General features: G+C 67.1%; 16 protein-coding genes, 1 pseudogene and 2 riboswitches. Of the genes and pseudogenes, 8 read left to right on the forward strand and 9 right to left on the reverse strand.

All coding sequences use genetic code 11. The annotated features are described in order from the left end of the window. Window positions 1–760: 760 nt before the first annotated feature. Window positions 761–2,074: a D-amino acid dehydrogenase gene (locus tag ACW4E8_RS10630; RefSeq protein ID WP_456804465.1), complete on the reverse strand. Its 1,314-nt coding sequence runs from the start codon at window positions 2,072–2,074 to the stop codon at window positions 761–763. 11 nt (window positions 2,075–2,085) lie between these two features. Continuing rightward, window positions 2,086–2,204: riboswitch (glycine riboswitch) on the reverse strand. Beyond that, a riboswitch (glycine riboswitch) is annotated at window positions 2,205–2,303 on the reverse strand. 156 nt (window positions 2,304–2,459) lie between these two features. Between ACW4E8_RS10630 and ACW4E8_RS10635 the strand changes: the two genes are divergently transcribed. Genes ACW4E8_RS10635 through ACW4E8_RS10645 form a run of 3 tightly spaced genes read left to right on the forward strand, consistent with a single transcriptional unit; the run spans window position 2,460 to window position 6,536 of the window. Continuing rightward, window positions 2,460–4,787, forward strand: coding sequence for a TonB-dependent receptor (locus ACW4E8_RS10635; protein ID WP_456804466.1), 2,328 nt, complete (start codon window positions 2,460–2,462; stop codon window positions 4,785–4,787). 25 nt (window positions 4,788–4,812) lie between these two features. Next, complete coding sequence (locus tag ACW4E8_RS10640; protein WP_456804467.1) at window positions 4,813–6,036, forward strand: sialidase family protein; 1,224 nt, start codon at window positions 4,813–4,815, stop codon at window positions 6,034–6,036. Beyond that, a complete protein-coding gene (locus ACW4E8_RS10645; protein ID WP_456804468.1) occupies window positions 6,033–6,536 on the forward strand; it encodes a TlpA family protein disulfide reductase in 504 nt (167 codons plus the stop codon). The genes ACW4E8_RS10640 and ACW4E8_RS10645 overlap by 4 nt, the downstream gene beginning before the upstream one ends. Before the next feature lie 37 nt (window positions 6,537–6,573). On the opposite strand, the gene ACW4E8_RS10650 is transcribed toward ACW4E8_RS10645, so the two are convergent. The 3 genes from ACW4E8_RS10650 to ACW4E8_RS10660 all read right to left on the reverse strand — a co-directional run bounded on the left by ACW4E8_RS10650 (window position 6,574) and on the right by ACW4E8_RS10660 (window position 9,380). Beyond that, window positions 6,574–7,563 (reverse strand): Bug family tripartite tricarboxylate transporter substrate binding protein, encoded by a 990-nt coding sequence (locus ACW4E8_RS10650; protein ID WP_456804469.1) that lies wholly within the window; start codon window positions 7,561–7,563, stop codon window positions 6,574–6,576. A gap of 61 nt (window positions 7,564–7,624) precedes the next feature. Continuing rightward, a complete protein-coding gene (locus tag ACW4E8_RS10655; RefSeq protein WP_456804470.1) occupies window positions 7,625–8,605 on the reverse strand; it encodes a tripartite tricarboxylate transporter substrate binding protein in 981 nt (326 codons plus the stop codon). Between the two features lie 25 nt (window positions 8,606–8,630). Then, window positions 8,631–9,380: a GntR family transcriptional regulator gene (locus ACW4E8_RS10660; RefSeq protein WP_456804471.1), complete on the reverse strand. Its 750-nt coding sequence runs from the start codon at window positions 9,378–9,380 to the stop codon at window positions 8,631–8,633. A 125-nt stretch (window positions 9,381–9,505) separates the two neighbouring features. Here ACW4E8_RS10660 and ACW4E8_RS10665 point away from each other — a divergent pair, with 125 nt between their 5' ends. Further along, window positions 9,506–10,360: an amidohydrolase family protein gene (locus ACW4E8_RS10665; RefSeq protein ID WP_456804472.1), complete on the forward strand. Its 855-nt coding sequence runs from the start codon at window positions 9,506–9,508 to the stop codon at window positions 10,358–10,360. Between the two features lie 22 nt (window positions 10,361–10,382). On the opposite strand, the gene ACW4E8_RS10670 is transcribed toward ACW4E8_RS10665, so the two are convergent. Then, window positions 10,383–10,691, reverse strand: coding sequence for a LysR substrate-binding domain-containing protein (locus ACW4E8_RS10670; protein WP_456804473.1), 309 nt, complete (start codon window positions 10,689–10,691; stop codon window positions 10,383–10,385). Between the two features lie 53 nt (window positions 10,692–10,744). On the opposite strand from ACW4E8_RS10670, the pseudogene ACW4E8_RS10675 reads away from it, so the two are divergent. Beyond that, a pseudogene (locus ACW4E8_RS10675) lies at window positions 10,745–10,930 on the forward strand (zinc-binding dehydrogenase); the annotation flags it as partial. A gap of 16 nt (window positions 10,931–10,946) precedes the next feature. Here the strand turns inward: ACW4E8_RS10675 and ACW4E8_RS10680 are convergent. The 4 genes from ACW4E8_RS10680 to ACW4E8_RS10695 are packed head-to-tail and all read right to left on the reverse strand — an operon-like array spanning window position 10,947 to window position 16,167. Continuing rightward, window positions 10,947–11,642, reverse strand: a complete 696-nt coding sequence (locus ACW4E8_RS10680) for a DUF2894 domain-containing protein (RefSeq protein ID WP_456804474.1) — start codon at window positions 11,640–11,642, stop codon at window positions 10,947–10,949. Beyond that, the gene (locus tag ACW4E8_RS10685) at window positions 11,635–12,282 is read right to left on the reverse strand and encodes an OmpA family protein (protein ID WP_456804475.1); all 648 of its coding nucleotides are present in this window, start codon (window positions 12,280–12,282) and stop codon (window positions 11,635–11,637) included. Before ACW4E8_RS10685 ends, ACW4E8_RS10680 begins: the two co-directional genes overlap by 8 nt. Beyond that, window positions 12,279–15,416, reverse strand: coding sequence for a DUF802 domain-containing protein (locus ACW4E8_RS10690; RefSeq protein WP_456804476.1), 3,138 nt, complete (start codon window positions 15,414–15,416; stop codon window positions 12,279–12,281). The genes ACW4E8_RS10685 and ACW4E8_RS10690 overlap by 4 nt, the downstream gene beginning before the upstream one ends. A 10-nt stretch (window positions 15,417–15,426) precedes the next feature. Then, window positions 15,427–16,167: a DUF3348 domain-containing protein gene (locus ACW4E8_RS10695; RefSeq protein WP_456804477.1), complete on the reverse strand. Its 741-nt coding sequence runs from the start codon at window positions 16,165–16,167 to the stop codon at window positions 15,427–15,429. A 372-nt stretch (window positions 16,168–16,539) separates the two neighbouring features. Between ACW4E8_RS10695 and ACW4E8_RS10700 the strand changes: the two genes are divergently transcribed. From ACW4E8_RS10700 to ACW4E8_RS10710, 3 genes are all read left to right on the forward strand, one after another. After that, on the forward strand, window positions 16,540–17,451 hold the full coding sequence (locus ACW4E8_RS10700) for a LysR family transcriptional regulator (RefSeq protein WP_456804478.1): 912 nt from the start codon (window positions 16,540–16,542) through the stop codon (window positions 17,449–17,451). 171 nt (window positions 17,452–17,622) lie between these two features. Next, a complete protein-coding gene (locus ACW4E8_RS10705) occupies window positions 17,623–18,291 on the forward strand; it encodes a hypothetical protein (protein ID WP_456804479.1) in 669 nt (222 codons plus the stop codon). A gap of 5 nt (window positions 18,292–18,296) precedes the next feature. Next, window positions 18,297–19,622, forward strand: coding sequence for an MFS transporter (locus tag ACW4E8_RS10710; protein WP_456804737.1), 1,326 nt, complete (start codon window positions 18,297–18,299; stop codon window positions 19,620–19,622). The last annotated feature ends 56 nt before the right edge of the window (window positions 19,623–19,678 follow it).

Genomic DNA, 19,678 nt, shown 5'->3' on the forward strand with positions numbered 1-19,678 from the left:
AACCGTCCATGGGGTTTCTCCCCTCTCGCGCTTACGGGAGGGGCCGGGGGAGAGGGCATGTCTCACTCGACGCGGCCTACAGGATGGGGCTGGAAGCCCGCACGCCGCTCGCGCAGCCGGGCGCAGGCCGAGCGTGCGGCTGCCGCACCGAGCGCTCCACAACCAGGAGGCCGGTCGCGGTCGTCCCGTGAACAATAGGCTTCAGGCCGCCCGGCCGGCATGCAAATCTTTTTGAAGAATCATCCCAAAATTTAGGCCATGTCTGATTGATCCCCACCGCCGATTTCGGCTCAATGGCATTCGGAAAGCAAGCTATTTCCGACCGAGGATCAATGATGCAAGACACGAAAACCAAGAAGATTTTTCGCAACTCGAAGACAATTATTTTCTTCCCCGTAATATGAAGAAACTGAGAGCAGTCATCGGCGCTATTACGGGCGCTGTCCTGGCTACGCTTGCTGCTTGGGGCGGGTTATATCTCTTCGGCGTTGTAGTTTTGCGCGGGACAGGAAGTTTGTTCGACACGAATCAGCATGCAGCGAATCTGTTCTTTGTTGGCTGGTTCGTGTCTATGGTCGCAGCCTCATTAATTGGTGGATGGCTTGGATATTCATCCGGGCGAAGATAGGGCATCACATCCACTATTTTTCAAGCCTATACATGCGCCGCCCCATGCTTCCATCATGGCGCGGCGCTGTTCGAGCACGGTGGCCCCTATCCCACAAATGGGAGAGGGGAGAAGACACCCCCGCACCCAGGCTCAGGCCTTGGCCAATGCCAGCGACGCACGCGGCGCGACTGCCACCTTCGCGCCGAGATGCTGGTCAACGACCCCCGCCACCATATCCGCCGTCACCGCCGACAAAGTCCACCCCAGGTGCCCATGCCCAGTGTTGTAGAAGATGCATGCCGCCCTCCCGCGCCCCACGCGCGGCAGCATATCCGGCATCATCGGCCGCAGCCCGGCCCAAGGCACCACGCTGCGCGTGCTGACGCCGGGGAAGCACTGCTGCACCCATTCCACCAGCGGGCGGATGCGGTCGGCGCGGATATCGCGGTTGTAGCCGTTGAACTCGGCGGTGCCGGCCACGCGGAAGCGGTCGTCGCCCAGGCGGCTGGTGACCAGCTTGGTTTCGTCGTCGAGCAGGCTCACCACCGGTGCTGCGGCGCGGCTGGCTTCGTCGGTCAGGTTGACCGTGATCGAATAGCCCTTGACCGGATAGATGTTGACGCGGTCGCCCAGCCCCGCGGCCAGCGCGCGGCTGGCGGTGCCGGCGCAGATCACGGCGCCGTCGAAGGTGGAGCTGGCCGTGTCGGCGCCGTCCTGCACGGTCACGGTGGCGCGCCTGCCGTCGGTCTTCACCGCCCGCACGTCCTGGCCGTACAGGCAGCGCACGCCCAGCCGATCGATGGCCGCGGCCAGGCCGCTGGTGAACTTGTGGATGTCGCCGGTGGAATCGCTCTCGGTGAAGTAGCCGCCGTAGTACGACCCGGCCAGCGTCGGCTCGATCGCGCGCATCTCCTCGGGCGTCACGGCGCGCCGCTCCAGCCCGCCCTGCGCCAGCAGCGCCGAGACCCGGCCGGCCTGCTCGAAGCCGGCCTTGTCGCGGTAGATATGGAGGATGCCTTCCTTCTTCAGGTCGAAATCAATGCCTTCCTGCGCCGCCCAGGCGAACAGGTGCTCGCGCGCGGCGATGGCCAGGCGCGCGGTCTCGATGGTGTTGCGGCGGTAGTGGGGGATCGCGGCGATGAACTCGGCGAACCACGACAGCTTGTGCCAGCTCGGCCGGGGATTGACCAGCAGCGGGGCGTCGTTGCGCAGCATCCACTTCATGCCCTTGACGATGGTCGACCAGTGGGTCCAGACCTCGGCGTTGGAGGCCGATAGCTGTCCGCCATTGGCGAACGAGGTCTCCATGGCGGCATAGCGGTGCCGTTCGAACAGCGTGACGGAGAATCCGCGCCGGGCCAGCGCGTAGGCCGTGGTGACACCCGTGATGCCACCGCCGATGACAGCGATTGATTTCATGATCTGCAGGTTCCAGGAACGTCGATGGTGGGAGCCCGGACGCAATATGCGTGGCGGACGCCCCCTCTGTTCTGGACCTGAGAGATTCACGACACCCGGCCGCCAGGGCGGGGCGCGCTTGCTCCTTCGGTATGCCGGCGGACGATAGCGTCCGGCATTCTTCAGAGTGCACTGACTGGTGATGCCGGTCCTTTTGCCTGAGAGTTTCCGGGGCGGTTGCTCCTTCGGCGCTGTCCGCGGCGGGCGCCGCGACAGTCTCTCCCTGCATCACATTGGCTTGAGGCCAATCGGGGCAATGTAGTGACAAGGCTCGACGTTGGATATGCGGGTTAACGCTTAGGCGGCCTGCCGCCCGCGTCGCTATGTCGCATCGGCCTGCGTCCCTGTGCCCCATAAAATGTCAGCGCTCGCTCTCGGGGAGAAGCGCCGTATGCTGCGCTCAGGTGGGGTGAGCCAAAAAAGACGACAACAAGGTTTTCCAGTGAAGAAAAATCGCATTGCACTGGCCGTTTCGGCGGTACTGATGGGCCCCGCCGTCGCCGCCGCCCAGGTGGTGGACGCGCCCGAGCCGCTGCAGGAGGTGGTGGTCTCGGCCAAGTCGGAGCGCGGCGAGACGCCGGCCATAGCGCCCAACACGCCCTCGCCGGCCTACGGCATCAGCAGCCGCCGCATGGCCGACTTCAATGTGGTGAACACGGAAGACGCCCTCAAATACGCGCCCAACCTCGCCGTACGCAAGCGCTTCATCGGCGATATGAACTCGATCATCTCGGTGCGCAGCACCAGTTCGCGCCAGTCGGCGCGCGGGCTGGTCTATGCGGACGGCCTGCTGCTGTCCAACCTGCTGGGTTCGGACTTCAGCTTCCCGCCGCGCTGGTCGCTGGTCAACAGCGCCGAAATCGAGCGCATGGACGTGCTGTACGGCCCGTATTCGGCGCTGTATCCCGGCAACTCGCTGGGCGCGACGGTGCTGATCACCACGCGCACGCCGGAGAAGTTCGAGGGCGATGCCAGCGTGCAGCTGTTCACGCAGCGCTTCAGCCTGTATGGCACGCACGACAACTTCAACGGAGTCCACGCCAACGCCTATGTGGGCGACCGCGTCGGCCCGTTCTCGTGGCTGGTCAGCGTGGACCGGCAGGACAGCAAGAGCCAGCCGCTGAGCTTCTATACCGCGGCGCGCTCCACAGCCCGCGCCACTTCTGCCGACAAGCCGGTCACCGGCGCCTACTTCGACCAGGACCAGACCGGCCGCGACCGCGTGGTGATGGGCGTGAACAGCGAGGGCGTCACGCACACGGTGCAGGACCAGCTCAAGCTCAAGCTCGGCTACGACATCACCAATACCCTGCAGGCGCAGTTCACTGCCGCCTACTGGCAACAGGACCGCTCCAGCGCCACGGGCAGCTACCTGCGCGATGCCAATGGCAATGCGGTGTCGAGCGGTAATGTGAATATCGGCGGCTATCGCTATGTGATTCCCGCCAACGCCTTTGCCCCGAGCAACGGCGAGGACGCGCGCTGGCTCTATGGTCTGTCGCTGCGCACGCGCAACGAGACCGGCTGGAATTTCTCGGGCGTGGCGTCGCTGTTCGACGTCAGCAAGGACATCAGCCGCAGCGCCAACACCGTCGGCAGCGGGCCGGGCACGGTGACCTATGGTGACGGCACCGGCTGGCGCACGCTCGACCTGAAGGCCGACTACCGCCCGCAGCAGCTGCAGGGCGGGCACTGGGTCACGTTCGGCTATCACTACGACAACTACCGGCTGAGCAACACCACCTACAACACCTCGGACTGGCAGGCGGCCACCATCACCGCCTTCAACAACGCCTTTGCCGGCAAGACCGAGACCCAGGCGCTCTATGCGCAGGACGCCTGGTACTTCGCCGAGGACTGGAAGCTGATCCCCGGCGTGCGCTACGAACACTGGCGCGCCTATGACGGCAGCCGCAGCCAGCCCGGCGTGGATATCGGCTACCCGGTGCGCAGCGAATCCAACTGGTCGCCCAAGCTGGCGCTGGAGAAGGCCTTCGGGCAGGACTGGCTGGGCCGCTTGTCGCTGGGCCAGGCCTATCGCTACCCGACTGTCAGCGAGCTGTTCCAGGGCCGCATCACCGGGACCGCGCTGATCAACAACGATCCCAACCTGCGGCCCGAGCGATCGTTCTCGAAGGACCTGACCTTCGAGCGTACAGTGGATTCGTCGTACTTCCGGGTCTCGGTGTATGAGGACGATATCCGCGATGCCCTGGTCAGCCAGACCAACACCACGGTATTCCCGACCGTCACCAGTTTCCAGAACGTCGACCGCGTGCGCACCCGCGGCATCGAGCTGGCCTATGACGCGCGCGATGTCTTCGTCAGCGGCTTCGACCTGTCGGCCAGCGGGGCCTACAACCATTCGAAGACGCTTGAGAACGCCAACAACCCGGCCTCGGTGGGCAAGTATTTCTACCGCATCCCCAAGTGGCGCGCCAACCTGATGGGCACCTATCGCATCACGCCGGCCTGGGCCGGCACGCTGGCCATGACCTATTCGGGGCGGCAGTACAATACGCTCGACAATTCCGACGTCAATCCCGACACCTTCGGCGGCACCAGCAGCTTCCTGACCTTTGACGTCAAGGTGACGTACAGGCCCGCGAAGAACGTGCGCCTCGGGCTTGGCATCGACAACCTCACCGACCAGCGCTACTACGTCTACCACCCGTATCCGGGCCGGACGTTCTACGCCGAGGCGAAACTCTCCTTCTGAGCACGTGAACAGGCTGACCACAACCATGCAAGGCGTTCGCCCCGGTTTCCGCTTGATCGTTGCCGGGCTGATGATGGCCTGTGCCGCGCTGGCCGCGACCGCGCAAACGCACGGCGATCACAGCGGCCACGGCGGGCAGGCCAAGGCCGCAAAGATGAGCGAGCTGGGCACCGGCGCCGCCTTCGATCGGGACGGCAAACTGTGGATCGCCTACAAGGACGGCCCCTATGTTGCCGTGCGGGCGTCGAGCGATCATGGCCGCAGCTTCGGGCCGGCGCAGCATGTCAACAGCACGCCGGAAGCAGTCGCCGCCGATCATGAAAGCCGGCCCAAGGTCGCCACCGGGCGCGACGGCGAGATCTTCGTCACCTGGACCCAGCCGCTGCCCACGCCGTGGACCGGCTTTATCCGCTTTGCGCGTTCCACCGACGGCGGCAAATCCTTCGCCGAACCGCTGACGGTGCATGCCAACCGCGACCAGATCGCGCACCGCTTCGACGCCATCGCGGTGGACAACGCCGGGCGCGTCTTTGTCAGCTGGATCGACAAGCGCGACGTGGTTGCCGCCGAGGCGCGCAAGCAGCCGTATGCCGGCGCCGCGGTCTACTACGCGGTCTCGGCCGACCAGGGCAAGACCTTCCAGGGCGACTACAAGATCGCCGACCAGTCGTGCGAATGCTGCCGCATCGCGCTGTCGCCCACGCCCGACGGCAAGATGCTGGCGCTGTGGCGCCATGTGTTCCCGCCCAACGCGCGCGACCACGCGCTGGCGCTGCTGGGCACCAACGGCAAGGCCACGCCGATGCAGCGCGCCACCTTCGACGACTGGCGCATCGACGCCTGCCCGCACCACGGCCCCGGCGCTTCGGTGGCGCCCGATGGCACAGTGCATATGGTCTGGTTCAACGTGCGCGAAGGCAAGCCCACGGTCTCGGTGGGGCGCTGGAAGGACGGCAAGCTGCAGGCACAGCGCCCGCTGGATGACCCGCGCGCGCAGCATGCCGATATCGTCGCGCTGAACGACAACGAGATCGCGGTGGCCTGGAAATCGTTCGACGGCCAGCAGACACGCCTGTCAGCGATGTTGTCGCAAGACGGCGGCAAGACCTGGCAGACGCGCAAGCTGGCCGGCACAGAACGCGACTCGGACCAACCGCACCTGCTGCAGCATGCCGGCCGCGCCTACGTGCTGTGGCGTACCGAGGCCGAGGGCTTCCAGGTGTTCCCGCTGGGCAAGGAGGGCGCATGATGCTATCCCGCCGCAAGCTGCTCGCCGCTGCCGTGCTGACCCTGGCGATGACTGCCGCCAATGCCGGCAGTCAACCGGCCGACCGCGTCGCTGTGTTCGCATCGGCCAGCGCCACCCAGCTGGCAGCCAGCCAGCAGGGCAAGCCCTTTGTCCTGGTGGTGTGGTCGCTCGACTGCATCTATTGCAAGCGCAACTTCGACGCCATCGACAAGCTGCGTACGAAGCATCCGGACCTGCGCGTCGTCACGCTGGCGACGGACAACCCCGACGCGCTGCCACAGGTGCAGCAACTGCTCCAGCGCGTCAGGCTCACGCGCAACGCGTGGGTATTCGGGCACGAGCCGCAGGAGCGGCTGCGCTATGCGGTCGACCCGGACTGGATGGGCGAGATGCCGCGCACGTACTTCTATCGCGCCGATGGCCAGCGGCAGGGCGTGTCCGGCGTGATCAGCGACGCGGACTGGGGCAAGCACCTGCGCTGGGCTGGCATCGCCGGCTGAGGCTGGACCGGGGTGATCCGGCCCAGCGGCTGTCCGCTTAGTCGGGCTTGATGCCCGCGCGCGCAATGATCGGCTTCCAGCGCTGTTGCTCCTGCGCGATAAAACGCGCGAACTCCGCCGGCGTGTCGCCCACGACAATCGCCGCATCGGCGCTCAGGCGCTCGACCGACGACTTGCTCTTCACTGCTTTCACGGTGGCGTCCGCCAGCTTGTCGGCGGCCGCCTGGGGCAGAGATGCCGGCGCCAGCAGGCCATACCACTGCGTCATTTCGAAGCCGGGATAGCCTTGTTCGGCAACCGTTGGCACATCAGGCAGCTGGGGAATGCGCTGGGTCGTGCCGGTGGCGATGCAGCGCAACTTGCCGGCCTTGATGAACTGGATGATCGCGGGCGCGCCGACGGCGGCCGCGTCCAGCCGCCCCGACAGCAGGTCGGTGATCTGCGGGCCGCTGCCACGATACGGCACATGGGTGATGAAGGTGCCGGTCGCGGCCTTCAGGTATTCAAAGGCCAGGTGGCCGGCGCTGCCGTTGCCGGCCGAACCGTAGTTCAGCTTGCCTGGTTTGCTCTTGGCCAGCGCCACGAACTCCTTCAGGTTCTTCGCGGGCACGTCGGGGTGGACCACATACAGGCTCGGCACCTTCGACAGCAGCGAGATCGCGCGGAAGTCCTTGACGGGGTCGTAGGGCAGTTTCGGGAAGATAAAGGGATTGACCGCCAGCGTGCCGATATGGCCGAGGATCAGCGTGTGGTTGTCATCGGCGCGCGCGACTTCGCCCATCGCGATATTGCCGGCCGCGCCGGGCTTGTTCTCGACGAACACTGACACGCCGAGCAGCTTGGTCAGCTCCGCCGCGGTGGAGCGCGCCACGATCTCCGAGCTGCCGCCCGGTGCGAACGGCACCACCAGCCGGATCGGTTTGGCCGGCCAGGCCTGGGCACGCGCGAGCGTTGGCGCCAGCGCGCACGCGCCTAGCGCGGCGGTGGTCTTGAGCAGATGGCGTCGAAGGGGATTTATCGGGGTCATGCTTGTCTCCTGAAAGTTCTGTAGCTGGGCCGTGGTGGGGCAGGGGCGGTGCTGGTGGGTGCTATTCGGGCTTGATGTTGCCGTCCCGGATGACCTTGGCCCATAGCCGGGTCTGCCCGTCGATGAATTGCCGTGCCTGTGCGGGCGGCGCAGCCACGACCTCGCCGCCCAGCTCGGCCACGCGTTGCCGGATCTCGGGGCTGGTCATGACTTTCTGCAGGGCGTCAGCGAGCTTCGCTGCGATCGGGTCCGGCGTTGCGGCGGGCAGGAAGGCCGCATTCCATTCATAGACCTCGTAGCTCGCCACGCCGGCTTCCTGCATGGTGGGCACGGACGGCAATGCCTGGGTGCGGGCATGGCTGGTCACCGCCAGCGGCTTCAGCTTGCCGGCCTTGATGTGCTGCAGGCTCGAAGCCACGTTGGCAAAGAACAGCGGCACTTGGCCGGCGATGACATCGGTCATGGCCGGGCCGCCGCCCTTGTAGGGCACATGCAGGAGATCGACCCCCGCGCGCTGCTCGAACAGCACGCCGGCCAGATGCTGCGCCGAGCCATTGCCCGAGGACGCAAAGGCGACCGAGCCTGGTTTTTGCCTGGCCATGGCCAGGACGTCGCTGACCTTGCTGGCGGGAAAGCCCGCCGTGGCCACCAGCACATTGGGATAGCGCGCCAGCACGCCGACCGGCCGGAAGGCCTTGTCCGGATCGTAGGGCAGGCGCGGATAGAGGCTGGGATTCACCGCATAAGAGGAGGCATCGACCATCATCGTGTAGCCGTCCGGTGCCGCCTTGGCGACATAGGCGGCACCGATCTGCCCGCCGGCACCCGGGCGGTTCTCGACGACGACGGTCTGGCCCAGCTCGCGCCCGAGACCCGGGGCGATCAGCCGTGCCATCAGGTCCGCGCCGCCGCCCGGCGGATACGTCACCACGATCGTGACGGGGCGTGCCGGCCAGGCAGCTGCGGTGTCGGCGGCCTGCGCCAGCGTGGTGGTGGCGATCATGGCAGCGATCGTGGCGGCGATCGCGTGGCGTACGTGCATGGGTCTGTCTCCTCGGCGCGGTCCGTCAGCGGACGTCCGCGGTATAGCGAAAGGCAAAGGCGTCGCCCCGCGTCAGCCGGTATTCGATGCAGTTGCCGCCCAGGTCGAAGGCATGCCGGGTCACGACCGCGCACGGGTGCGCATCCGGCAAGTCCAGCAAGGCGGCCTCGTCTGCTGCCAGCGTGCGGAAGGTCACTTCGTCCACGGCGCGATGGACCGTGATGCCGCAGGCGCTGCCCAGCAGCGGGTAGAGCAGGTCGCCCCATTGCACCGGCGGGATCTGCTGCAGGGCCTCGCAGCGCGGCAGCGGCAGCCAGATCGATTCCAGCAGCCGGGGCGTGTCTTCCAGCCAGCGGCGGCGCGAGATCGCCAGCCCGCGCGCGCCGGTCGGCAGCCCGAAGCGGGTTGCCATGGCCTTGTCCAGGCGCACGGCGCGGCACGACAGGATTTCCGAGCGCGGCACCGCCGGCGCGCCATCGGCGCCGCCGAAGCGGAAAAACCGCATCAGGCTGGCCCCGCTCAGTCCCTTGCGCACAAAGGTGCCCTTGCCCTGCACGCGCTCCAGCAGGCCCTGCTGGACCAGCACGGCGATGGCCTGCCGGATGGTGCCCAGCGCAATGCCGAATTCCTTGGCCAGCGCGCCTTCCGCAGGGATGGCGCTGCCGGGCGTCCACGCGCCGGAAACGATCTTTACCTGCAGTTCTGCCGCGATCTGGCCGTAGCGGCTCAGGCCCGCGGCGGTGGTCGTGGTCTGGAGCAGCGCGTTGTCTGGCATGCCGAACCCGTGCTAAATTGATGTCAATGTCGATGTCCTCTAGAGGACTAGAATACTGACGCGGGTTCGGATGCCATATCCGGATATACCCGCGCCACTGAGACGCGCCACTGAGGGGCTGACTGATGAGCAAGTGCGCTTTGCCGCTGGTGGATACCCACTTCCACGTCTTCGATGCCGGACCGGCCACGCCATCGGCCCGCTACCGGCCGCCCTATGCCGCCGACCTGAAGGGCTGGCACGCCCGGCTTGCAGAGCTGGGAGACCTGTATGGGGTAGTGGTGCAGACCAGCTTTCTCGGCACCGACAATTCGGCGCTGCTGGCCGCGCTGCAGGCAATGCCCGGGCGCTTGCGCGGCGTTGCGGTGGTCGACCCGGAAGTGACGGACCAGGAACTGGCCACATTGCACGGCGCCGGCGTGCGGGGCATCCGCCTGAACCTGTATGGCGATCCGGACTGGCAGCGCATCGCCACTGCGTCATGGCGAGGGCTGTTCTCCCGGATCGCCGGGCTGGGCTGGCATGTCGAACTCCATACCAGCAACGGCGATGGCGCCATGGTGCTGGCGCAGCTTGACGCGGCCCTTGGCGATACCGGCGCGCCGGTCGTGCTTGATCACTTTGGCCGGCCCGGCCCCGCAGGAACCGCGGATTCGATCTTCGACGTGGCCTCTGCCGTGCGCGCGCGCCGCCAGGTCTGGGTGAAGATCAGCGCGCCATACCGGCTTGCATCCCCTCAGGACTGGCACGGGCTTGCGCAGAGATGGCGCGAAGTCGTGGGCGATGACCGCATACTGTGGGGCAGCGACTGGCCATGGACCAATCACGAGGCGCCGGCTCGGGTCGACGAGTGCCGGATGCTTGCCGCATGGCCGGGACAAGGGGCGCCCGGTGACAGCGAGGAGGCCGGCGCGGCCTTGTCCGCTGCGCTCCGGTGGCGGAACGCCGCAGCGTTGTACGGGTTTGCGGTGAAGGGATAGCGGGCGACTTGCGCCGCCGGCGTCAATCCAGCGCCAGCACCCCGGGAATCGCCTCCACCAGCAAATCGATCGTCACCCTCAGCTTGTGCGGCAGGAAGCGGGTGCGCGGCCACACCAGGTGCAGCGGGGTCCGGATCACCGAGGCTTGCGGCAGTACGCGCACCAGCGTGCCCTGGTCCAGCGGCTCCCGCACCAGCCACAAGGGGACATTGACCAGGCCCGCGCCACGTACGGCCGCCGCGGCGATGGTGTCGATATCGTCAAAGCCGAGGTGGTGAGCCAGCTCCGGCCGCGCGATATTGCCGTCGGGACCGGCCAGTGACCAGGGCACGGACTCGCCGCCATGCATGTAGACGAGGCAGCGGTGCGAGGCCAGGTCGGCATGGCCGCGTGACCGTGCAGGGGATCGGCGTGTCGCACCGGCGCGCGCTGCAGGACCTGGTGCGTGCCGTGGACTGGCTGGCGCTGCGCCCGGTGATCGAGCGCGAGTATGACTTTGGGGACTTGCCTGCGGCGCTCGACCACCTGGAACGCGGGGCCTTCGGTAAGGTGGTGCTGCGGCTGCGCTGAGGCGCGGGCCGGACTGCTATTTGCGAGCCTTGCCGCGCACGCTCTTTTTGGCCGCGGCGGCGCGCGCCGCTTCTTTTTCGGCCGCTGCCGCTGCGCCCAACTGCTCCAGCCAGGACATGCCCTCGACATAAGACAGGAAATGCCGCAGGTATTCCGGCGACGTCTCGCGCATCAGGGACAGCGAACGATGCACGAGATGGTCGGTATTGAGCGGCCCGGCATTCTCCGGCACGCGTTCCAGCGACAGGCGGAAGTGCTGCTCGACGCTGACCCTGGCCCAGGTCTCGCGGAAGTAGTCGGCCAGGGCATCGACCAGCGGCGCGTCGGACTGGGGTGCGTGTGCCGGCACCGGCGTGTGCGATCGGGCATCGTTCGAGGCGACCGCGACGGCGGGCCTGGCGCGCGCGGTGATGTCGTGCACGAGTGTGCCAAGCGCGCTGGCTATTGGGCTGGATGTTGGCGTGGATGGCGCGGCACCATCGGCAGCATCACTATCCTGGCCTGTGTACCGCTGCACGATGGCGGCATACGCGGCGACCAGACCTCGCAGGCGCTCATCCAGCAAGCCCCGCACCGCGCCACTGTGTCCGCCGGAACGGCGGGCCAGCGCTTCCATCAGGCGGAAGCGCACGGGATCGGCCTGGTCGGCGCCGCTGGCCTGCCAGGCATCCAGTTGCGCGCGGATATCGGCTGCCACGTCGAGGCTAGCCATGCGGCTTCACCGTGCCCGCGGTCACGCGCGGCACCGGCGAGATTTCGACGCGCCGGTTCTTCGCGCGGCCCTCGGCATCGGCATTCGGTGTCACAGGCTGCTGCGAACCGAAGGCGGCAGAGAACACCGAGGTGGGCGGGATGCCGGCATCGATCAGGGTGCGGGTCACGGTCAGGGCGCGCTGCGCCGACAGCTCCCAGTTGTCGGCAAAGCGGCGGTTGCCTTCGCGCACCTGCTGGTCGTCGGTAAAGCCGCTGACCATCAGGATCTCGTCGCGGCTGCGCAGGTAGGCAGACAATGGCTGCGCCAGGCTCTTCAGCAGATCGCGGCCTTCAGGTTGCAGCTGGTCTGAGTTGAGTGCAAACAGCACGTTGCCGCTGATGCCGATGCGCCCGTTCACCAGCGTCACGCGGCCGGCCGCCAGCGGCCCCGCCAGCGCCTTTTCTAGCGTTTCGCGGCGCTGTGCTTCCTCCTGCCGCTGCTTCACCTCGGCTTCCAGTCTGGCCGACAGTTCCATCTGCACGCCGATGACCCCCAGCAGGACCAGCACGAACGCGCCCAGCAGCACCGACATCAGGTCGCCAAAGACCGCCCACGCGGGAACGGTCGGCTCAACGACGGCGTCGAGTTCCTCTCTCATGCCGCCTCTGCGCTGGGCGCTTGCTGGCCGGCGCGCTGCTGCAGGTCCTCAAGGATCTGCTTTTGCGACAGCATGCTCAGGTCGACGACTTCGCGCGCCTGCGCCACGTAGTAGGCCAGTTGCTCGTCGCTGCGCGTCATCGACTTGTCCAGCGCGGCCTCGATGCGCTGCAGGTGGTCGATCAGCTTGCCGTTGGATTCGCTGAACAGCTGCACCGCCACGCCAAAGGCTTCGCCCAGGCTCGCGACTTCGACCGCGCTGCCGGTGACCTGCGCGGCGATGTCGGTGAGCTTGCTGGTTTCGGATTCGACCTTGTCGGTAAAGCGCGTGCCGATGCGGTCCAGCAGGTCCGCCGTGGTGGCGACCAGGGTGTCGACCGCGCTGCGCTGCTCAGTGGAAGCGTGATTCACGGCATCGAGCAGCGTGCCCAGCGTTTCCAGCATGCGGCTGCGTTCTTCCAGCATGGCGTTGTCGCGCGCCATGCCGTCGGTGAGTTTCTCGCGAAGTTCCGCGATGACCTCCGCGGCGGCCTTGGGCGCTTCGGATGCGGCCTGCATCAGGTGGGCGACTTCGGCGATGGTGCCGGTGGCCTGGGCCTGCGCCTGGGCTGCCATGTCGCGCGCGGTGACGGCCAGCGTCTCGCAGATTTCCTGCTGGCGGCTGACGGTGTGCGCGCTGGCCCGTTCCCATTCCTGGCGCAGCGATGCGGCCATGGTGCCGAGCGTATCGGTCCAGGCAGCCATGCGTTGCGCGTCCTGCGATGCCAGTTCCGCCTGCAATGTGGTGGCGGCCTTGGGTGCCTCGGCCGCGGCTTGCACCAGGCGGTCGATTTCGGCGAGGGTGGTGCTGGCATGCGCCTGCGTCTCAGTCGAGATCGCGCGCGCGGTCTGCGCCAGGGCCTCACAGATCTCCTGCTGGCGGGTGGCGGCGTGCGTGCTGGCCTGTTCCCACTGCTGGCGCAGCGTCGCGGCGATGGTGCCGAGCGTATCGGTCCAGCTGGCAAAGCGCTGTTCGTCGCGTGCAGCCAGCTCGGCCTGCAGCGCAACGGCCGCCTTCGGGGCGTCCGTTGCAGCCTGCACCAGACGGTCGATCTCAGCGAGGGTGCGGCTGGCATGCGCCTGGGTCTGGGCCGAGATGTCGCGCACGCTCTGCGCCAGCGTAGTGCTGATCTCGTCCTGGCAGCTTACTGTGTGGGCGTTCAGCTGTTCCCACTCCTGGCGCAACGCGGCCGTCATGGTGCCGAGCGTATCGGCCCACGCGGCGAAGCGCTGTGCATCGCGCGAAGCCAGTTCCGCCTGCAGCGCGACGGCCGCCTTCGGCGCGTCCGACGCGGCTTGCACCAGGCGGTCGATCTCCGCGAGAGTCTGGCTGGCATGCGTCTGGGTCTGGGCCGAGATCTCGCGCACGCTCTGCGCCAGCGTAGTGCTGATCTCGTCCTGGCGGCTTACCGTGTGCGCGTTCAGCTGTTCCCACTCCCGGCGCAACGCGGCCGTCATGGTGCCGAGCGTATCGGTCCAGGCGGCGAAGCGCTGTGCATCGCGCGAAGCCAGTTCCGCCTGCAGCGCGACGGCCGCCTTCGGCGCGTCGGAAGCGGCTTGCACCAGGCGGTCGATCTCCGCGAGAGTCTGGCTGGCATGCGCCTGGGTCTGGGCCGAGATGTCGTGCACGCTCTGCGCCAGCGTAGTGCTGATCTCGTCCTGGCGGCTTACCGTGTGGGCGTTCAGTTGCTCCCACTCCTGTCGCAGGGCAGTCGTCATAGTGCCGAGCGTATCGGTCCAGGCCGACAGGCGCTGCGCGTCGTGCGCGGCCAGCTGCGTCTGCAGCCCGGCATGCGACTCGCCCACGGTGCGCACCAGTGTCGCCGCATGTTCGCCGAACGCGGCTGCGGCGGCCGTCAGGGCTTGCTGGTTGTCGCCGGCGAGCTTCTCGCCGGTGCGCTCCTGGCGCGACAGCGCCTCGCGCCAGGCGTCGGCAGCGCTGCCGGCAGCCGTGTCGAGACGGGTGGCGACACTGTCCAGCAGCCCGGCCGAGCGTTGTTCGAAGGTCTGGGCAAAGCCGTCGAGGGACGTGCGCAGGTCCGCTGCCAATGCCTCGCTGGTGCGCTGATGCCCGGCCAGCGCCTGGTTCCACGTATCCGCGACGCCCGCGGTGGCGGTCTCGAAGCGGCTCGATACCCCATCCAGATGCTGTTGCACGGCGTGGGTCACGGTGTCGCGCAAGGCCGTGGTTTCGCGTGCCAGGCCCGCCATGGTCGCGTCCACCGCAGGCTGGATCGCTGCGCTCGCGGCGCGGGCGCTATCGGCAATGCTGTCCTTCAGCGATTGCTCCACCGACGACGCCAGGCGGGTGTAGACCACTTCGGTCTTGTTGTGGAAGGCGTCCTGGCTGGCGGCCAGGCGCTCGGTCAGGGCCTGGTTCTGTTCCGCCATCGTGGTCATCATGGCCTGCATGCGCTCGACCAGTGCCGGCATCACGTCGGCCTGGCGCTGCAGCAGCCGGAACGCTTCATCACGCTGGTGGCCGCGCGAGTAGGGGCGCAGCGTGGTGGCGATGCGGGCGTCCAGCGCCTGCGCGGCCTGGATCCGCTCGCGCCGGCACAATGCCGACAACAGCCCCAGCATCGCGGACGTGGCCACGCCCGCGACCGAGGTGCCAAACGCAAAGCCCAGCCCCTTGACCGGCGCCGCCAGCGAGGCGCGGATGGCCTGCAGGTCGGTGGCGGTCTCCAGCGCGATGCCGGTGCCGCGCAGGGTCGCCACCATGCCCAGGAACGTGCCCAGCATGCCCAGCAGCACCAGCAGGCCGACCAGGTAGGGTGTCAGTGCGGGGCCGGGCAGGCCGACGCGCTCGCCTTCCACGCGCAGGCGGGCACTGTCGCGCAGGCTGGGATGCAGCCGTTCCAGCCAGCTGCCAAGGCTGGCCGGCGCTTCGGACAGGCCGGCGACGGCCTGCGCCAGCGTGGCGGTAGCCTGCCGGTAGCGGTGCAGCTCAAACGCCCCCGCCAGGTAGAAGCCGCCGATCAGCAGCGTCACGGCCAGCGCCAGGAAGTTCGTGCCTGCATAGCCGGCGGCGATCCAGCACACGACCGCCAGGCCCGCCAGGAAAGCAACAATATGGGTGAGGTATCGGGTCATGATGTCCTGGTTAGCTGTCTTGCAGCGCCGCCAGCAAGCCTTCAACGGGCTGCCAGCGGATTTCGAGTTCGGCGAGCAATACGCTCTGCATATCCTTGCGGAACACCCCCAGCCATGCGCCGGGGCGGACCGCCGGGGGCTGCCCCGCGGCCTGGGCGTCGGCCAGCGCTGCCGCTTCGGCCTGGCGCAGGCGCTGGAAATGCGGCTCCAGCATGGTCGGCACCGCGCCCAGCAGGCTCTGCTCGCGCGCGCCCAGCACGCGCTCCATCACCGCATCGACCATGGCCAGCTTGGCCACGCCGGGGGCACGGGCGGACAGCGCGGCGCGCAAGCGGCCGCGCAGGTTGCCGATCGCGGTCTCCATGGTCTGTTGCAGCGTGAGGTAACGCTGGCGATAAACCGCGTAGTCGACCTGCGCATCGACGGGGTCGGGCAGCGCAGACGGCCGCGACGGCCCGCGCCGCCTGCTGGCAAGCGTGGTGTCTTCCACGATGGCATCGGCCAGCGTGGCGCGCACGCGGGCGCATTCCTGCGCCTCGGTGCCGCCGGCGGCACTTACCGCGGGTGGCATTGCCGGCGCATTGGCCTTCAGGGCCGACGACAGCGCGATCGCATCCGCCCAGCCAAGCCATTGGCTCAGCTGGCTCGAGAGCGAGCTTGCAGGAGAGGGGGCGTCGGCGTCGGTCAGGCGAGCCAGCAGGCGGACTAGCGTCGGGCCGCTGAAACCTGTGCGCCGGGGCACTTGTAACATTCCGCCGGATTTGAAAAATCCAGCAGTTTACACGGCCCAGAGGGGCTGGCGTCAGTAAAAGGGCGGAGCGGCCCGCTCATCGACGGCCCGGCCCGGCCGCCGCCTTGACCGTCACTGCGGCCGTGACTCGGTTGTCTTCGAAGACTTGGTCGATGCGATACCAGCGGTGACTGGCCTGTCCGGCCGATCCCCCCGAGCGTGCCAAGGCCCGGATTCGCGCGCGGGTCGAGCATCCCTTCCATGTGTCAAGAACCTGCTTGGTCATCGCAAGGTTCGGTACAAGTACAATCCTTGGCAAATTGACACACAAATACTACGAGGGGACGACATCATGAATGGTGTGGTTTCAGGCCGCCTTGCGCCGGGGTGCCCTTGAATACACGTTTCATCGAGGCCTTCATGTGGGTAGCGCGGCTTGGCAGTTTCCGCGCTGCGGCCGACCATCTGCACATCACGCAGGCTGCAATGTCAAATCGCATCGCCTCGCTCGAGCAGGAGATCGGTGCCCGCGTCTTTGAACGCGAAGCCCGCGATCTGCGCCTGACGCCGGTTGGCCTGCGGTTGCTCAGCTACGGCGAGCGGATGCTCGAGCTGCAGCGCGAGATCATGGTGCTGGGCCGCTCGGACCAGCAGCTGCTCGGGCTGGTGCGCATCGGCGCGATCGAGACCGTGGTGCATACCTGGCTGGTCGACTTCCTGCGCCACCTGAGTTCGACATATCCCGGCATCGAGGTGCAGATCACCTCCGAGACGACCGAAGGGCTGCACAAGAGCCTGCGCGCCGGCGCAATCGATATCGCGCTGCAGACCGACACCGCCGTCGGCGAAGGCATCGCCAGCATGCCCTGCCTGCCGATGGCGATGGGCTGGGTTGGCCCGCCAGGCGAACCGCAGCCGGGTGAAGGCGTGCTGGTCGGGCTGCTCCAGCATCCGACCATCACGATGAGCCGGGGCTCGCAGCCCCACGTTGCGCTCAAGGAGCTGTATCGCAAGGCCGGATTGCCGGTAGGCAAGGTGCATTGCGTGAGCTCGATCGCCGCCATTGTCAGGCTGGTCAAGGGCGGGTTCGGCAATGCCCTGATGCCGCTGGCACCGGTGCGCGAGCAGGTCGAGCGCGGCGAATTGCGCCTGCTTGCCTGCGATGTCCCGCTGCCACCGCAGCGTGTCGTGGTCAGTTATCACGACCATGGCGTTTCCGAGGCCATCCGCTTCGTTGCCGAACTGGCCTGCCGCGAATCGGATCAGTTCGTCCAGTCGCTGCCTGCACCATATTCGGGGGCCTAGGAGGCCCTAGAGAGGCCGTTGCGCCACCCTGGTGCGGCTTCCCGGCCGTATCCACAAGAAAAACTGATCGGAAGGACCAACAATTTCCCGTTTGTCCTGACTCGCTGCTGCAACGATCATCGACTCATCTGCCACACCCGGCGATCACCCCGTCAGAGGAGATAGAGTTTGATGAGCAATCTTGCGGCCATTCCCCCACATGGCTTGTTGTTCGTCGCGTCCAATGTGGATGCGGCCGATGAAGCCGATTTCAACCTCTGGTACGACCGCGAACACGTAGAGGAGCGTGCGCGCGTTCCAGGCTTTATCTCGGCCGCGCGCTACCAGGCAGTGCACGGTGGCCCGAAGTACCTTGGCCTCTATCGCACCGAATCGCTGGCCGCGTTCACCTCGGCCGCCTATAAGCAGGCCTTCCGGCACCAGACCCCATGGTCAGTCACCAACCTTGGACGCATGCGCAAGCCGATGCGCCGCGTGTGCTCGGTCGATGCCTCGGTGGGACAAGGTAGCGGCAGCTGGCTCGCGGTCCTTCCACTGCCGCGCGCCGACGATGCCGTGTCCCTCATCGATCGGGCCGGCGAGGTCGGAGATGAACTCTCGCTGCGGGCAGGGTTCGTCCGCTCCTATCTACTCGTTCCCGACGACGAGCTCAGTCAACCTTTGCCCAATGAGAGCCTCGAAGGCCGCCAACTGCTTCCCTTGTTCGTCGTGGAGAGCAGTGACGAACAGGCAAGCGAGCTTGCTCTGAGCATCGCGGCGCAGGGCCTGCACGCCGATGCCACCGGCGCGACGCGCTACATCCTCAAGTGGAAACTCTACGCAAAGGAACTGACGTCATGAGCGAAATGATTTCTTCTGCAACCGACGTCAGCTCTGCAGCCGGCGCGCGCGATGCCAGCGCCAACGCAAAGATGCGCCGCCTGGCTGCGGCCAGCTCAATCGGGACCACGCTGGAGTGGTATGACTTTACCGTCTACAACCTGATGGCGGCGCTGGTCTTCAACGTCATCTTCTTTCCGTCGTTCGATCCGCTCACGGGTACGATCCTGGCGTTCTCCACGTATGCCGTCGGCTATGTGTCCCGGCCGCTCGGCGGCATGGTGTTCGGCCATCTTGGCGACAAGCTCGGCCGCCGCTTTGTCCTGGTGACCACGCTGATCCTGATGGGCGTGGCCACCGGCGTGATGGGCATGCTGCCGACCTATGCGTCGTGGGGCATCTGGAGCCCGCTGCTGCTGGTGGCGCTGCGCTTTGTACAGGGCGCCGCCATCGGCGGTGAGTGGGCCGGCGCAGTGCTGCTGGCGATGGAGCACGGCAGGCAGGACCAGCGCGGGCGCAACGCGTCCTTTACGCAGGTGGGTCCGTCGGCCGGCACGCTGCTGGGCACTGGCTTTATTGCCCTGGTCTCGCTGTTCCTGAGCCCGGAGGACTTCCTGGCGTGGGGCTGGCGCATCCCGTTCGTTTCGAGCGTGGCGCTGGTGGTCTTCGGCTTGTGGCTGCGGCGTGGCGTGGATGAGACGCCGGCATTCAAGGAAATGGCTGCCCACAATGCCCAGGCCAAGACTCCGCTCAAGGAAGTGTTCGTATCGCACTGGCGGCGTCTGCTGGTGGCCGGCGGCGTGCGGGTCGGCTCGGACGTGCTCTATGCCCTGGTCGTGGTATTTACGCTGACCTATGTCACCAGTGTGCTGCACCTGTCGCGTCCGCTGGCACTGACCGCGACGATGCTGGGTGCGGCCGGCAATGCGCTGACGGTGCCGCTGTTCGGTGCGCTGTCTGACAAGCTCGGCCGCCGGCCGGTCTACCTGACCGGCGCGCTGCTGGGAATCGTCTGGGCGTTCGCGTTCTTCGTGTTGATGGACAGCAGCCAGCCGTGGCAGATCTGTGTGGCCGTTGTGCTGGGGCTGCAGATCCACGCCGTCATGTACGGCCCGCAGGCAGCGTTCGTGACCGAGCAGTTTCCGACGCGGGTGCGCTATGCAGGCTCATCACTGGCCTACACCCTGGCGGGCATCCTCGGTGGCGGCTTCGCTCCGCTCATCATCACGAGCCTGTACAGGGCCTATGGCACGACCGGCGCGGTGTCGCTCTACGTCTGCGTGGCGTTGGGCGTGACGCTGGTTGCGCTGCTGGCTGCCCGCGAGACGGCTCACAAGCCGCTTGAGCACTAGATCAGGCGTGGCCCGCCGGTGTCGGACGGGCCGAGCCTGCCGGCTGCATTCCGCTT

The sequence above is a fragment of the Cupriavidus sp. CP313 genome, assembly GCF_054072015.1.

What these genes read in the sequence shown, in the direction of transcription:
- ACW4E8_RS10635 (WP_456804466.1), top strand. Translation starts at nt 2,460, where the DNA reads ATGCTGCGCTCAGGTGGGGTGAGCCAAAAAAGACGACAACAAGGTTTT.
- ACW4E8_RS10640 (WP_456804467.1), top strand. Translation starts at nt 4,813, where the DNA reads ATGCAAGGCGTTCGCCCCGGTTTCCGCTTGATCGTTGCCGGGCTGATG.
- ACW4E8_RS10645 (WP_456804468.1), top strand. Translation starts at nt 6,033, where the DNA reads ATGATGCTATCCCGCCGCAAGCTGCTCGCCGCTGCCGTGCTGACCCTG.
- ACW4E8_RS10650 (WP_456804469.1), bottom strand. Translation starts at nt 7,563, where the DNA reads ATGACCCCGATAAATCCCCTTCGACGCCATCTGCTCAAGACCACCGCC.
- ACW4E8_RS10655 (WP_456804470.1), bottom strand. Translation starts at nt 8,605, where the DNA reads ATGCACGTACGCCACGCGATCGCCGCCACGATCGCTGCCATGATCGCC.
- ACW4E8_RS10660 (WP_456804471.1), bottom strand. Translation starts at nt 9,380, where the DNA reads ATGCCAGACAACGCGCTGCTCCAGACCACGACCACCGCCGCGGGCCTG.
- ACW4E8_RS10665 (WP_456804472.1), top strand. Translation starts at nt 9,506, where the DNA reads ATGAGCAAGTGCGCTTTGCCGCTGGTGGATACCCACTTCCACGTCTTC.
- ACW4E8_RS10680 (WP_456804474.1), bottom strand. Translation starts at nt 11,642, where the DNA reads ATGGCTAGCCTCGACGTGGCAGCCGATATCCGCGCGCAACTGGATGCC.
- ACW4E8_RS10685 (WP_456804475.1), bottom strand. Translation starts at nt 12,282, where the DNA reads ATGAGAGAGGAACTCGACGCCGTCGTTGAGCCGACCGTTCCCGCGTGG.
- ACW4E8_RS10690 (WP_456804476.1), bottom strand. Translation starts at nt 15,416, where the DNA reads ATGACCCGATACCTCACCCATATTGTTGCTTTCCTGGCGGGCCTGGCG.
- ACW4E8_RS10695 (WP_456804477.1), bottom strand. Translation starts at nt 16,167, where the DNA reads ATGTTACAAGTGCCCCGGCGCACAGGTTTCAGCGGCCCGACGCTAGTC.
- ACW4E8_RS10705 (WP_456804479.1), top strand. Translation starts at nt 17,623, where the DNA reads ATGAGCAATCTTGCGGCCATTCCCCCACATGGCTTGTTGTTCGTCGCG.
- ACW4E8_RS10710 (WP_456804737.1), top strand. Translation starts at nt 18,297, where the DNA reads ATGATTTCTTCTGCAACCGACGTCAGCTCTGCAGCCGGCGCGCGCGAT.